12 protein-coding genes and 2 pseudogenes are annotated in these 14,403 nt (G+C 53.4%); 9 read left to right on the forward strand and 5 right to left on the reverse strand.

The features are described 5' to 3' along the window. From C2U37_RS14320 to rimO, 3 genes are all read right to left on the reverse strand, one after another. A complete protein-coding gene (locus tag C2U37_RS14320) occupies positions 1-984 on the reverse strand; it encodes an ABC transporter permease (protein ID WP_010673905.1) in 984 nt (327 codons plus the stop codon). Between the two features lie 117 nt (positions 985-1,101). Then, a complete protein-coding gene (locus tag C2U37_RS14325; RefSeq protein WP_104452516.1) occupies positions 1,102-2,784 on the reverse strand; it encodes an ABC transporter substrate-binding protein in 1,683 nt (560 codons plus the stop codon). Positions 2,785-3,328: 544 nt separating this feature from the next. After that, positions 3,329-4,756, reverse strand: coding sequence for a 30S ribosomal protein S12 methylthiotransferase RimO (gene rimO, locus C2U37_RS14330; RefSeq protein ID WP_233768393.1), 1,428 nt, complete (start codon positions 4,754-4,756; stop codon positions 3,329-3,331). Between the two features lie 486 nt (positions 4,757-5,242). On the opposite strand from rimO, the gene C2U37_RS14335 reads away from it, so the two are divergent. The 9 genes and pseudogenes from C2U37_RS14335 to C2U37_RS14365 all read left to right on the forward strand — a co-directional run bounded on the left by C2U37_RS14335 (position 5,243) and on the right by C2U37_RS14365 (position 12,669). Continuing rightward, positions 5,243-6,268, forward strand: coding sequence for an IS110 family transposase (locus tag C2U37_RS14335; RefSeq protein ID WP_104453241.1), 1,026 nt, complete (start codon positions 5,243-5,245; stop codon positions 6,266-6,268). A gap of 474 nt (positions 6,269-6,742) precedes the next feature. Then, a pseudogene (locus C2U37_RS14340) lies at positions 6,743-7,783 on the forward strand (IS481 family transposase). 331 nt (positions 7,784-8,114) lie between these two features. Then, a complete protein-coding gene (locus C2U37_RS14345) occupies positions 8,115-9,287 on the forward strand; it encodes an MFS transporter (protein ID WP_199770451.1) in 1,173 nt (390 codons plus the stop codon). Continuing rightward, on the forward strand, positions 9,284-9,409 hold the full coding sequence (locus C2U37_RS25260; protein WP_267893172.1) for a hypothetical protein: 126 nt from the start codon (positions 9,284-9,286) through the stop codon (positions 9,407-9,409). The genes C2U37_RS14345 and C2U37_RS25260 overlap by 4 nt, the downstream gene beginning before the upstream one ends. Positions 9,410-9,553: 144 nt before the next feature. Continuing rightward, positions 9,554-10,417 (forward strand): AraC family transcriptional regulator, encoded by an 864-nt coding sequence (locus C2U37_RS14350; protein ID WP_104452518.1) that lies wholly within the window; start codon positions 9,554-9,556, stop codon positions 10,415-10,417. Positions 10,418-10,471: 54 nt separating this feature from the next. Next, positions 10,472-10,879, forward strand: a complete 408-nt coding sequence (locus C2U37_RS14355; protein WP_104452519.1) for a DUF2000 domain-containing protein — start codon at positions 10,472-10,474, stop codon at positions 10,877-10,879. 21 nt (positions 10,880-10,900) lie between these two features. Beyond that, positions 10,901-11,446 carry a LysE family translocator gene (locus C2U37_RS14360; protein WP_104452520.1) on the forward strand — a complete coding sequence of 182 codons (546 nt, stop codon included), beginning with the start codon at positions 10,901-10,903 and terminating at the stop codon, positions 11,444-11,446. A 95-nt stretch (positions 11,447-11,541) separates the two neighbouring features. After that, positions 11,542-11,727: pseudogene (locus tag C2U37_RS25090) on the forward strand (DUF4172 domain-containing protein); the annotation flags it as partial. A 114-nt stretch (positions 11,728-11,841) separates the two neighbouring features. Next, entirely contained in the window at positions 11,842-12,669 is an 828-nt protein-coding gene (locus tag C2U37_RS14365) for a Fic family protein (RefSeq protein WP_224481307.1), read from the forward strand. A 509-nt stretch (positions 12,670-13,178) separates the two neighbouring features. Here the strand turns inward: C2U37_RS14365 and C2U37_RS14375 are convergent. Then, positions 13,179-13,589, reverse strand: coding sequence for an H-NS family histone-like protein (locus C2U37_RS14375; protein WP_005303890.1), 411 nt, complete (start codon positions 13,587-13,589; stop codon positions 13,179-13,181). A gap of 351 nt (positions 13,590-13,940) precedes the next feature. Continuing rightward, positions 13,941-14,240 carry a hypothetical protein gene (locus C2U37_RS14380; protein ID WP_005303889.1) on the reverse strand — a complete coding sequence of 100 codons (300 nt, stop codon included), beginning with the start codon at positions 14,238-14,240 and terminating at the stop codon, positions 13,941-13,943. Positions 14,241-14,403 lie beyond the last annotated feature (163 nt).

Raw genomic sequence — 14,403 nt, forward strand, 5'->3', positions numbered from 1 at the left:
TTATTTGCCTCCTGTACGCAGACGGGGATCCAGGAAGACGTAGAGCACGTCCGCCAGGAAATTGAAGCTGAGCATGGTGATGGTCATGATGAGCAGTTGCCCCTGGATAAGGGGGTAGTCACGGGCCAGGATGCCCTGATAGAGGGTCAGTCCCAGACCGGGGTAGTTGAAGATCACCTCGGTGATGAGGGATCCGCCGATGACAAAACCGAGCGCCATGGAGAGGGCGGTGACGCTGGGCAGCACGGCGTTGCGGGCGCCGTAGTTGAAGATCACCCGGTTGCTGGAGAGCCCCTTGGCCTTGGCCATGGTGATGTAGTCCTCGCCCAGGAGGTTGATCATGTTGTTGCGCATGGTGATGAGAAAGCCCCCTACCTGCACCGCGGCCAGGGTGCCCACCGGCATGATGGCGTGCAGCAGGATGCTCTTGATGTGTTCCCAGCCAAAATCGGCGGGGATCTCGGGGCTGTAGGCGTAGCCGATGGGCAGCCAGCCGAGGCTGACCCCGAACAGGAAGAGGGCGAGCAGGGAGACCACCACGGGGGGGATGGCCTGCATCACCAGGGTGAGCGGGGAGAGGATGCTGTCCATGCGTCCGCCCCGGTACCAGGCGGCGAAGATGCCGACGATGGAGCCGATGGAGAAGCTCAGAATGGTGGAGGTGCCCACCAGGAACAGGGTCCAGCCGATGGCGCGGCCGAGGACGTCGGCAACCGGTTGGGGGTAGTAGCGCACCGAGGTGCCGAGATCCCAGGTGAAGACGCTCTTCACATAGGTGAGAAACTGGGTGCCGATGGGGCCGTCCACGAAACCGAAGGTGGCTTTGAGGGCTTCCAGCGCGGCGGGTTCCATCATGGCGCCGGCCCGGGCAAACATGACGGAGACGGGGTCCCCCGGCATGGCTCTGGGTAGCAGGAAGTTGATGGTGGCGGCCACCAGGAAGGCGACCAGATAGAAGGAGAAGCGTCTAAGTATAAATCCCATGGTGATACCTTTTACTGCAAGCCTGCCCCGCGCCGGGCAAAGCTCCCCCAACCCCGGCAGGTGCGGGGGATGGAAGACATGGCGGGGAAGAGGGCCCCCCGCAGGGGGCCGGGGTGATTAGCTGTTTGGCTTGAGTGACAGCACGTGCAGCAGACGCTCCGGAGTGTCCGGGTGAACCTGCGGCTTGGCGACCGGGTTGTCGGCACTGAACCAGCCATTGAAGCGCTTGGTGCTGTATTCGTACCAGGTCGGGTTGTTGAACACCGGGATGATGGTCTGGTTGGCCCCGACACGCTCCTGGATGGCGAACATGATCTCCTTCTGCTTGGCCGCATCGGCGGTCTGGGTGAAGTCGTCGATCAGCTTGTCGAGCTCGGGATCCTTGTAGCGGGGCGCCGCGAAGCGGTTGCCGCGCTCACCCATGTTGCGGGAGTGGAAGGCGGTCTCGAAGTACTTGTGCGGGTTGGCACCGGCAAAGTAACCCTGCAGGGCGACGTCGAAGTCACCGGTGATCAGGGACTCGGTCCAGACGGTGGCTTCCGGGGTGGCGGTCTTGGCGTTCAGGCCCAGGGCCTGCAGGCCTTCGACCCCGATCTGGACGGTGTTGACCCAGTCGGTCCAGCCGTTCGGTACCAGCACCTTGAACTCGATCTTCTTGCAGCTCGGGGTGTCGAGGAACTTGTCGCCGTCACAGTCCTTGTAGCCCGCCTGTTTCAGCAGGGCCTTGGCCCCTTCCAGGTCGAACTTGTTGTACTTGCCGTACTTCTTCTCGACGTTCGGGTTGTCCCAGGAGGCGAATGCCTTGCCAAGCCCTGACGGGTACTCGTTGACGGTGGGGTAGCCGTAGCCCGCAATGTCCACCATGGACTGGCGGTCCATGGCCATGGAGAAGGCGCGGCGGAAGTTGATGTCATTGAAGGCTTCGTGGTTGCCCGGGTTCTTGCTCTGGAAGTTGACGTTGAACGCCACTGTGCCGGAGGCGGGGAACCAGTACTTGTTGTTCTTGGGATCGTTGCCGACGTAGAGACGCTCGATGTCCGGCACGAAGGAGCCGAACCAGTCCACGTCACCCTTCATCACGGCGGCCAGTACCTGGTCGTTGGTGGCCATCTGCGGCATGCGCAGGCAGTCGATGGAGAGGCTGGCGTTGTCCCAGTAGTGCGGGTTGCGGCACTGGGTGTAGAGCTGGGCGGAGAAGTTGTCCACTTCGGTGAAGGGACCGGTCCCGACCGGCTTGTCGTTGGTGAAGGCCACCGGGTCTTTCACCGACTTCCACTGGTGCTCCGGTACGATGGGCACCAGCACCAGGTCGTTCACCACGTTGGTGTTGACCTCGGCCAGGTCGAATTTGACCTTGTGGTCACCCAGCTTCTCGACACCCTTGATCTGAGTCCAGATGGAGCGCTCGTCCAGCGCCTTGTTGGCCTTGACCAGGTTGAAGGAGAAGAGGATGTCGTCGGCGGTGAAGGCTTCACCATCGGACCACTTGACCCCTTCGCGCAGGTCGAAGGTGACGGATTTCAGATCATCGCTGAAGGCGTAGTGGGTAGCCAGACGATAGACGGGTTTGCCACCCTGCATATCGTTGAAGATCACCAGCGGCTCATAGATGAAGTGACGGGTGGTGTGGAGCAGACCCGCTTGCAGGAAGGGGTTGAAGTTCTTGACCCATGCGGTTTCCTGCTGGGCAACCAGGGTCAGCACCGTCTTGTTGTCGGCGGCCATGGCTGTGCCGGTGGCACCGGCAAGCAGAGTTCCCAGCATGACTGAGGTTGCGATTTTGGATACTTTGGCAAGCATATTTTTTCCTTTCTTATTGGTCTTCCATGGTTTTGGAATGGAGCACCGACATCGCATGCTTGGATACCGGCCCTCGCTGTTGGTCAGGTTTTGCACCCTTGTAGTTGTGTCGTCCAACGCCCTTAGAAAAGCAGAATTAACAGGAAAACAACAACTCTTCATTTCGTCGATATCGTAAAAATTGCACGGCGCACGTCATTATCGTCAAAATGTATTTTTAATCCTTTTAAATTATACAGTTGCATTAATTCTCACAAAGTAAAAAGTCTCCTTGCCACTCCCTGTGACAACGATAATGTGAGCTGGATCGTGCTCGTTTTTTCCCCGTTGACACGGCTTATTTTTGCGCAGGAAACAAGCGGCTCATGTGGCAGGAGAGAAGTGTGCGCTGGTTCACGGGCGCGTGCGAAAAGAGGGAGGGGAGGGAGATCGGTGATGAGGGGCGGGACAGGGGATGACAGGGGGCATGCAAGAGCCTGAGGGGCGGCGGACATTAAAAAAGCCAGTCGGTGAGACCGACTGGCTTTGAGGGGGAGTGGCGTGATTATTCCACCAGGCTGGCCCAGAGGTCGTACTCGTCCGCTTCGTCGATGCGGACCTTGACCATGTCGCCGGGCTTGAGGCCGGTTTCACCGTTCAGGTAGACCAGGCCGTCGATCTCGGGGGCATCGGCGGCGGAGCGGCCGGTGGCGCCCTCTTCGTCCACCTCGTCGATCAGCACCAGCATCTCTTTGCCCACTTTACGGGCCAGCTTGCGGATGGAGACCTGCTGTTGCAGCTCCATGAAGCGCTGGAAGCGTTCTTCCTGCACCTCGGCCGGCACGGGATCCGGCAGCTCGTTGGCCTTGGCACCCTCGACCGGGCTGTATTTGAAGCAGCCAACCCTGTCCAGCTCCGCCTTGTCGATGAAGTCCAGCAGCATCTGGAACTCTTCTTCGGTCTCGCCGGGGAAGCCGACGATGAAGGTGGAGCGCAGGGTGATCTCGGGGCAGATCTCGCGCCACTTCTGGATGCGCTCCAGGGTGCGCTCGACGGAGCCGGGGCGCTTCATCAATTTGAGGATGCGCGGGCTGGCGTGCTGCAGCGGGATGTCGAGGTAGGGGAGGATCTTGCCGTCGCGCATCAGGGGGATGACGTCATCCACGTGCGGGTACGGGTAGACGTAGTGCAGGCGCACCCACATACCGAGCTTGGCCAGCTCTTCGCACAGGGCCACCATGCTGGTCTTGACCGGCATGCCGTCGTAGAAACCGGTGCGGTGCTTGACGTCCACGCCGTAGGCGGAGGTGTCTTGGGAGATCACCAGGATCTCCTTCACGCCAGCCTCTTTCAGGCGCTTGGCCTCGGCCAGTACTTCGCCGATGGGGCGGCTCACCAGATCCCCGCGCATGGAGGGGATGATGCAGAAGGTGCAGCGGTGGTTGCAGCCTTCGGAAATCTTGAGATAGGCGTAGTGGCGCGGGGTCAGCTTGACACCCTGGGCCGGCACCAGGCTGGTGAAGGGGTTGTGGGTGGGTTTTTCCACGTATTTGTGGACGTGGCCCAGCACCTCTTCATAGGCGTGGGGACCGGTGATCTCGAGCACCTTGGGGTGGATCTCGCGGATCTGGTTCTCTTTGGCACCCAGGCAGCCGGTGACGATCACCTTGCCGTTCTCGGCCAGGGCCTCGCCGATGGCTTCCAGGGACTCCTGCACCGCGCTGTCGATGAAGCCGCAGGTGTTGACCACCACCAGCTCCGCATCGTCATAGCTGGGCACCACGTCGTACCCTTCGGTACGCAGCTGGGTCAGGATGCGTTCGGAATCGACCAGGTTTTTGGGGCATCCCAAGCTCACAAAACCAATCCTTGGGGGATGAGACCTAATAATGCTGGAAGTCGCTTGTTGGACAGGTTGGTTGTCCAATGGCTGAGCCTGCGTGGTTGCAGGCGTCAGGCTGTCTGAGCTGGGGTCAAAACGGTTGACAGTCATAGGGGGTCGCTGGTCACTGATGCAAAAAAAGATGGCGGATTATACCTGATGAGCAGGAAAGAGGAAGAAGTGATGTGTGTATTTTTTGACCTGCCATATTAGGTTTCAATACACGATATTTTGTGTCTTTTCCTGAGAGATGAAGATGATGCGCTCATCAACGACAGGGGCCTCGGTTACGAGTTCTGCCTCTAAGTCTTCAAGCCATCTTCGGCCGCCAGCATGTGCGGGAGACCTACATCAAGCAGTCCAGTACTGCCGTTGATTGCGACCGGCAAAATGAATCGCAGCTTGCTGATGATCCTAGCGTTGTTTCCTGATACCACGATTCGGAACATCCTCAATAGTTCAGCCCTCTAGGGTCGCTACTAGTTCAGATATGGCGATGGAGGGCGTTGTTAATGGGATGGTCGCCCCTACCCAAAACGGCATCTGAAGTGCCAAAGTGGCGAATGTACGTTCCCACTGATGAGAGAGGCGACCACCATGAAGGCTACGACAATCGGCATAGATTTGGCAAAAGAGGTATTCCAGGTTCACGGGGTGGGCGAGCACGGTAAGCGGTTGTTCAACAAGCAACTCAAGCGTTCACAAATGACCTCCTTTTTTGCCAATATCCCACCCTGTTTGATCGGCATGGAGGCCTGTGCCTCTGCCCACTTTTGGGCCAACAAGCTGAGCGCATTGGGTCATCGCGTCAAACTGATGGCTCCCCAGTTCGTCAAACCCTATGTCAAAACCAACAAACATGATGCTGCTGATGCAGAAGCAATCTGCGAAGCCGTCACTCGACCCAACATGCGGTTCGTGCCTATCAAGACCCCTGAACAGCAAGCAGTGCTGGCACTTCATCGGAGCCGTCAGGGATTCATCAAGCAGCGGACTGCACAAGCCAATCAAATCCGGGGTCTATTGGCTGAATTTGGCATCATCGTGCCCCGAGGGATCCATCAACTACAGCAACGGTTACCGGAGATTCTGGAGGATGCCGATAATTCGTTACCCAGCCTGTTTCGCGTGCAATTGAGTTTGTTACAGAAACATATGGAGTACTTGTTTGATGTTGTGGCTACGCTCGACAAGCAGATTGAGCAGTGCCATCAGCAAAATGCGCTATGCCAGCGTATCGGTAAGATCCCTGGCATCGGCCCTATCACTGCCAGTGCGTTGATTGCGACTATCGGCAACGCCAACAATTTCGAGAATGGCAGACAACTTGCGGCCTGGCTTGGCTTGGTGCCACGCCAGCATTCCAGTGGTGGTAAGCAAGTACTGCTAGGGATCAGCAAACGAGGCGATACCTATTTGCGGACTTTGCTTATCCATGGCGCCAGGGCGGTGTTGCAGTCAGTCAAACGTAAACAGGATACTGTATCGGGCTGGGCCAGTCGGCTATTGGAGCGCCGGAATAACAACATTGCCTCGGTAGCATTGGCCAACAAGAATGCACGGATTGTGTGGGCGCTCTTGGCCAAAGACCAGGAGTACTGTGCGCCAGTGATGAGCATTTAAGCTTCTGAGCCAGTGAGACAGAAAAAACACCACCGATTGCTCAGGCAAGTATGAAGTGATGGCAGGACAGGTCAGACCGTGATGGGGAAAACCCGGTTTAGGCAAGGCTCTTGAGAGAGCGCGTTGTTGATAGAGGCCTCCATCAGCACATTCCATCAGGGACAGAGGTGTTTCATCACCTCAGAAAAGTCCGGATCTATGGCTGCAACTGATGACCCGTAAACCACCACAGCATATTAGCTTGGCAAACTGGGGGCGACCATCTATGCCCAAATCAGCGATCCAGTAATGACTTCTCCAGCCCCAGGTGACAGCTACATTCAGGGCCTTCTGACAGGCGGGCCCAGCATATTCAGTTTGTTTATGTGTATGGAGATGGTATTCACCTGACAGTTGCCCACAAAAGGGAGTGGTCATACGGCTTCAAACCGGATAACAAAACGGTACCCCTACCGTGTTATCCGGAGTCACCGTATGACCACCAACGAGAAAGTAGCACGTCGTAAACTCAGCCTGCTAGAGCTCGCCAAATAGCTCAATAACGTCAGCAAAGCCTGCAAGCTTATCGGCTACAGCCGTCAGCAGTTCTACGAAATTCGCCGTAACTATCAGACCTATGGCGCCGAGGGCTTGCTCGACAAACTACCCGGCTGTAAAGGGGCGCATCCCAACCGGGTCGCTCCCGAGATTGAACAGGCCATCCTCGATTACTCTCTCACCAGACCAACCCATGGCCCGCTGCGGGTCGCGCAAGAACTGGCTCTGCAAGGCATCAACGTCAGTGCGGGCGGTGTGCGTGGCGTGTGGCAACGTCATGACTTGCTCTCCAAACATGACCGTTTGTTGCGCCTCGAGAAAACCCATAGGGAACAGACCATTGAGCTCAATGACGAGCAAATTCGCCTGCTCGAGCGCTTCAGTCCCGAGTTCCGCGAACGCCAGATAGAGGTCCACTACACCGGGGAACTGGTGGCGGTCGATACCTTCTTCGTCGGTGCACTCAAGGGGGTAGGCAAGGTGTATCTGCAAACCGTGCTGGACTGCTACAGCCGCCACGCCTGGGGACGACTCTACACCAGCAAGCTGCCGGTGACTTCGGTCTATGTACTCAACGAAACGGTGCTGCCGTTCTTCGAGGCTCATGAGGCACGGGTCTATACCATCCTGTCGGACAATGGGCGCGAGTTCTGCGGGCGCCCTGACCATCATCCCTACGAGATGTTCCTGCAACTGGAGGGGATTGAGCACCGGACCACCAAGGTACGCAGGCCGCAGAGCAACGGCTTTATCGAACGGCTGCATCGAACCTTGTTGGATGAACACTTCCGTATCAAAGGGAGGACAACCTGGTATGAGTCGGTGGAGCAGATGCAGACAGACCTGGATAGCTATCTGGATCACTACAACAACCAGCGACCACATCAGGGCAGGATGATGGAGGGTCAGACCCCCTACAGCATGTTCAAAAAGGGTCTGAAATTGATACCGAAGGAAGTGCGCTCTAAAGTAGCGTAAACAAGACACCGGTTTGAGGCCGGTGTCAGGTGATAACTAGATCTGTACATTGCCGAATTGAGCACTGCACTTACAGGCATAGCAAGACTGCGGCTTGAAGTTCGTCAGCCAGAATCCCGACTGGCCTTGTAAGGACAAATATTCATCTTGAACAGCTAACAGTAGTTCGTGCGTGGGAGACAAATAAAATTCTTAACCAACTATGCTGCCGCTTCTATCCGTTGATTGGCTGTGAGGTTATTCCATGCTCGGTGAGCCCAAACTAACTCTACTGAATAAACAACACTAGGACACTTTCACAATGATTACTGCATGGCGTAGGAGTTTCTGGGTGCTGCTAGGTGCTGCATTGATTCTTTTCTTGTCATTAGGCACTCGTCATGGCTTCGGTCTGTTTCTTTCGCCGATGAGTATGGAATTCGGATGGGGCCGCGAGATTTTCGCCTTCGCCATGGCACTTCAGAACCTAGTGTGGGGGATCTTCCAGCCCATTACCGGTGCTTTGGCTGACCGCTTTGGTGCACGGCGAACCATCGTCGTGGGGGGACTCCTATACACAGTCGGCCTAGTCTTGATGAGCTTTGCAAGCTCTCCACTATCGCTGTCCATTAGTGCGGGGGTTCTAATCGGAATAGGTCTGTCGGGAACTTCATTCTCCGTAATATTGGGCGTTGTTGGTCGTGTCGTACCACCGGAAAAACGCAGTATGGCGATGGGTATCGCCGCAGCAGCAGGATCTTTAGGTCAATTTGCCATGCTGCCAGGATCATTGGGGCTGATCGAGTGGCTTGGCTGGTCGGCCGCATTGATTGTGCTTGGTATAACTGCTGCGTTCATAATGCCGCTTGCCGTAATGATTAAGGATAGCCCCCCCATCTCGCACGGACCACAACAAACACTAGAAGAAGCTCTGCGGGAAGCATGCAACCATTCGGGCTTCTGGTTATTGGCATTTGGATTTTTCGTCTGTGGCTTCCAGGTAGTGTTTATCGGTGTACATTTACCAGCCTACTTGGTCGATCAGCAATTGCCGGTGATCGTCGGCACTACTGCACTTGCACTCGTGGGGCTGTTCAATGTGTTCGGTACCTATATAGCTGGCTGGCTCGGCAGCAAACATTCCAAACCGCGTCTGCTGAGTGCCTTGTATCTGGTGCGTGCTGTTGTGATCGCGTTGTTCATTACGTTTCCTGTCACAACCTGGACTGCCTATGCGTTTAGCATTGCAATGGGGCTGCTGTGGCTCTCCACTGTTCCGCTGACCAATGGAACCGTGGCTACGATGTTTGGTGTCCGGAATCTCTCCATGCTCGGGGGCATTGTGTTCTTTTTCCACCAAATAGGTTCATTCCTCGGTGGATGGCTGGGTGGTTACCTGTTCGATCGTACCGGCAGCTATGAACTGGTCTGGTACATCTCCATCGCGTTGAGCTTTGTTGCTGCCGCATTGAACTGGCCGGTGAAAGAGCAGTCGGTGGCACGCATCGAGAGGGCGCAAGCATGACGATTCGCAAAGTCTGGTTCGTCCTCGCCGCCTGCGCGGCAATGGCGGTGTTAAGCTTAATCCTCTACGGCTGGCGCCAGGGGGGATTAGCTCTTCTCCAGTTGGACATGGGCCTGTGCTGAAACACGTGAAGTGTCTGGATCTATGGGGGCAAATCCAGCCCCCCTGAATTGTCCTCAGTTTCAGTTTCAGTTACATACAAGACATCACGTTCAGGCTAAAGTTAGGTGACAACTAGTTATTGTATAGATTAGGCATTATCGACCATGGGTGATGAACGAACACATGCTGAGGAGCAAAGTTCTGGAGATTGGCTGCAACTACAGCATGACAAGGAGACTGGGATAGAAAGCGTACAAGCCCATTTTCGTGGGCACGCTTATGATGCACACGACCATGATGAGATGTTAGTTGGCATTACCTTACAGGGCGTTCAGCGCTTTCATTGCAGAAGTGCTCTACACACTAGTCAGCCGGGACGAGTCATACTGATCGAGCCTGGTGCCGTACATGATGGTCACGCACCTGAAGAGCAAGGTTTCACCTATTCAATGCTCTATCTGCCACAGCCATGGGTCAACACCGCCTTGATAGCACGAGGTGGCAATGATGTTTCACAGCTCCAAGCTACCTTCCGTGATACACTGACTGATGATCGTCAACTTGCAAGTGCTATTCAACAAGCATTCATAGCCATTCACGGTCGAGAAGGGCGTTTGGCTCGCGATTTGAGCTTGGATTTACTCATGTCCCACCTAGCACAGCATGTCCAGCTCCATCCGAGCTCTGTGCGCTCCAATTCACAGCAACAAGTCCTACGTGCTCGTGACTTTTTACATGATCAGATGGCTAGAGATGTCAGCCTGGATGAATTAGCCTTATATACAGGAATCGACCGTTTTCGCTTAAATAGGCAGTTCAAACAAGTTTTTAACTTGTCCCCCCATGCCTACCTAGTGCGTTTGCGGCTACGTGTTGCCCGCCAGCGCCTAGCCCAAGGTGCCTTACCTTCACAAGTAGCCCTAGAGGTTGGCTTTGCTGATCAAAGCCATCTTGGGCGCTGGTTTCAACGTGCTTATCGCTTGTCGCCTGCAAGTTACCAGCGACTGTGCACAAATGTTCTAGATTAACCCTGCCCTGATCTCCGAACATTACCCTATGGTAAATGCAAAGGAGAAGATTGAATGTTTGATACCAAAATCGCCTTGATAGTTCGTGATGATCTTGCTATTTGGCAGCGTTTGAATGTAGTGGCATTTTTATCTAGTGGAATTGCCGCAGCATCCCCAGAGGTTATGGGGAAACCCTATATTGATGCCCTTGGTCGTCAGTATGGGAACATGCTTGGCCAACCTATGTTGGTGTTCCAGGCAAATTTGGCTGGATTACAAAAAGCACACAAAAAAGGGATTGTTGAGGATATATCTATCATTCCCTATGTCCATGCTATGTTTTCTACTGGCCATGATGAGGCGAATCGACAAGTGTTCCTAGCTGAGGATGCGAATAACTTGGATTTAGTTGGTCTTGCACTACGAGGTCCTAAAAAGATCATCGACAAGGCCATTAAAGGCTTGGCATTGCATAAATAAAATTTTATTGCGGTATATTCTATGTCTTGGGATTTGCTTGTCTCATTTTGGGCCTTTTCACTGGTATTTGTTGTAACTCCTGGAATCGATTGGTCTTTTGCTATAGCAGCAGGAATTCGAGGTCAAGGAGTTCTGATTAGCATAGCAGGGTTGTTGGTTGGCTATTTGGCCTTGACGGCGTTTGTTGCGTTTGGTGTCGGTACGGTGCTTGCTCAGCATGACTATCTAATGCGATTAATGACACTTGGTGGGGCACTTTACATTGGCTGGCTAGGGGTAGGTATGATCCGGCAACCCACTTATATCCAACTTGGTGCAGAGAGTGTTGCAGCAGTTGATAGATGGAGGAGTTTTAGACATGGCATTGGTGTCAGTGGGTTGAATCCCAAGGCGTTGTTATTCTTTGTGGCGTTCTTGCCGCCTTTTACTTCTCCTCACTACCACTGGAGTTTGGTCCAACAAATTATGGTGATGGGGTCGATCCACACGGCCAGCTGTGCAGTTGTCTACACCTGTGTAGGCTATTCTAGGGAAAGTGCGAACAAGTATCCCAAGAACAAAAAATGAAAATTTTAGTCATTTAATATCAATGGGTTACCAGTAAATGCTCTCGTGCCATATGACTTATTCGCACCTTCCCTAGCACGTTGGATGAGGAAATAATGGAACCATTTTGGATTTGGCAACAAGCTGACTGGCCCCATTTTCGTTGGCGGGATAGCGAGATATTGCCCAGATTACGGCATGCTCAACGCAGGCTGGGAATGCTAATAGGTAGTCATTCCAGATTGGGGAACTCCGACCAAACGTTGGATACGTTACTGGCTAACATCATCTCCTCATCCGCTATCGAAGGCGAACGTCTCAATGCCCAATCCGTGCGATCTTCCCTGGCTAGGCGGTTAGGGAGCTCACAAACTCAGTCCTATCCAGTATCAGAGCGCTCAGAGGGGCTCGCGGCCATGATGCTGGATGCCATCGACAACCATGAACAACCACTGACAATTGAACGACTTTACCAATGGCATCGTTGGCTGTTCCCTGTCAACGAATGGTCGGTACAGCCAATGAACGTAGGGCAGTTGCGAGGAGATGAGCCGATGCTGGTTGTCTCTGGGCGTGTTGATCGCCCTACCGTGCATTTTGAGGCACCGCCCAGAGCAACTCTGGACGATCAACTGGCCGAGTTCATCCCCTGGTTTAACCAGACTCAGCATGACCCCACGATGGATCCACTGCTTCGTGCGGCGATCTGTCATTTCTGGTTCGTGACCCTGCATCCCGTTGATGATGGCAATGGGCGGCTCACGCGGGCATTGACCGATCTCGCGCTGTCACAGGCTGACAGCCACAGCATCCGTTTGTATGCCATGTCAGTTGCTATTCTAGAACGGCGGGCTGACTACTATTGGGCACTGGAGTCAACACAGAAGGGCACGCTGGATATTACGTCCTGGCTATGTTGGTTCCTCGACACACTGGATTACTCCATAGAGCTGGCATTACAGGTTATTGCTCGTTCTCTTGCCAAGGCTCATTTTTGGTTGCGGCACTGTCATGACAGTCTGAGTCCAGAGCAAACCAAAGTGCTGAATCGTTTACTGGATGGCGGCGAACAGGGTTTTGAAAATGGCATCAGTGCCAGTCAATATCAAAAAGTCGCCGGAGTCAGCAAGGCGACTGCCACACGCCATCTGGCTGAACTGGTGGAGAGGGGATGCATTGAGAAATTACCTGGTGGCGGACGCAATACACGCTATCAGATCTGCTTGCACACCGAGGGAGTTTGAAAAAGCATCGCCATGGGGCGTTAATTTCATCTGGTAGATGAGAGCTGCGATTGGTGTACAAATGACGCTATTTAGTTAAATGTTGACGCCATGATGTGTGCCGTCAGGCATATGAACGAATAGACTTAAGGAAAGTGCGAACAAGTATCCCACGAACAAAAATGAAAATTTTAGTCATTTAATATCAATGGGTTACCAGTAAATGCTCTCGTGCCATATGACTTATTCGCACCTTCCTTAACCGACAGTCATGGCTCTCAACTAATCTTTTGAGTGATAACAAACTATCGAGAACATCGGGATCTATTGCAGGAACATCACCAGGCCCGAGATTTGAAAGCAGTTTGGTCACACTGAGACGTACCAGTTGCTCTTCGGCCAGCGCCTTGGCTCTCTGGACAACCTCGGGTGATTCGGATGAAATCATATCCTCCAATGTCCTCCCCATACGGTGCTCCTACTACAGATAGAATTAAAGGCCCACGCCGAGCAGGCATGGGCTCTCAGCATTAGATCAAGAAGTCATCCAGTGCTTTTCCAGCCGCAACAGCGTCTGCAATGGCCTTGGGCATGCGCCCCTGGCCAGTCCATGTCTTCTCCTGACCGCCTTCGGTGTACTTGTATTTTGCAGGACGGGGAGCGCGTTTGGCTTTGTTGGCTGAACCATCAGCTTTCGCTGGAGCCGCAGTGCCAACCAGCTCACTCGGATCTATGCCCGCTTGTTTCAGCAGCTCGGTAAACTCAGCCAGTTTTTGCAGGCGTTCAGCTGACTCTTCTCTCAATTTGCTCTCTTGCTGCTCACGTTCGGCATAGATTTCGTCAAATTTGTCTTTAGCCTCGACCAACTGCTCATAAGACAACTCACGCAGTACAGCTCGCAGACTACGAATATTCATCAGTGTTTTCAAAAAATCGTTCATTGATAGCCTCATGTATCACATTTTTATATCATGAAAATTATCTCTCAATCTCAGCATCAGCTCCACTGTTTTTTGCACCAAGATAGTTTGGAAATAGAATCATTCAAAAATCGTGAGCTAAATTGCGCTTGAATCTATTTAATAGCCTAGCTCCAATCTGCTATGAAACTATGTAGCCAAAAATTAAATCTAGGTGGTAGTGAGCGTTGAGACCATCTCACCAGATGAGCCGATGAAGGATCTTGTTCGGCTCACGAAATGAGCCGATTGAAAAGTATCATTGGCTCACAGAATGAGTCGATGATAAGAGATTTTTATCTCCATACAAACTAGAGTATGGGAGCATATTACTCATATTATTTCCCTATTAGAATAATCACGCCCAAATGTGTCTGGGTTTGCAGCCTCATAGTCATCGTCAAACATATGTTCCCCGCGATGCATCTCCCTCACTGTTGCGAGTGTACCGAAAAAGCACATTTCACACAGATGCACCTTATAACGTTCACCATCGTGACGGGAACCATAGCCAAAATCCGCCGATAACGAGCCGTATTGATTGGTTCCAAAATTCGTTTTTGTACTACGACCACAGACATCACAGAGAATGTCAACGACCTGCTCTGTTGGCACAATTTCTTTTACGAGCATGCTACGCTCCTAATCTGATGAGAATAGGAGTTATCATACGCGGACACACTATATATATTGCAACTTGTTTTGGTTACTTTCTGGTATCCATGCGAATGAGAGCTTTCACTTCGACAACAGTGGCGCCGATAGGAACACCTATCGAACTCAATAACTCGCCATT

The organism is Aeromonas sp. ASNIH1 (genome assembly GCF_002934285.1).
Lineage (GTDB): Bacteria > Pseudomonadota > Gammaproteobacteria > Enterobacterales > Aeromonadaceae > Aeromonas > Aeromonas caviae.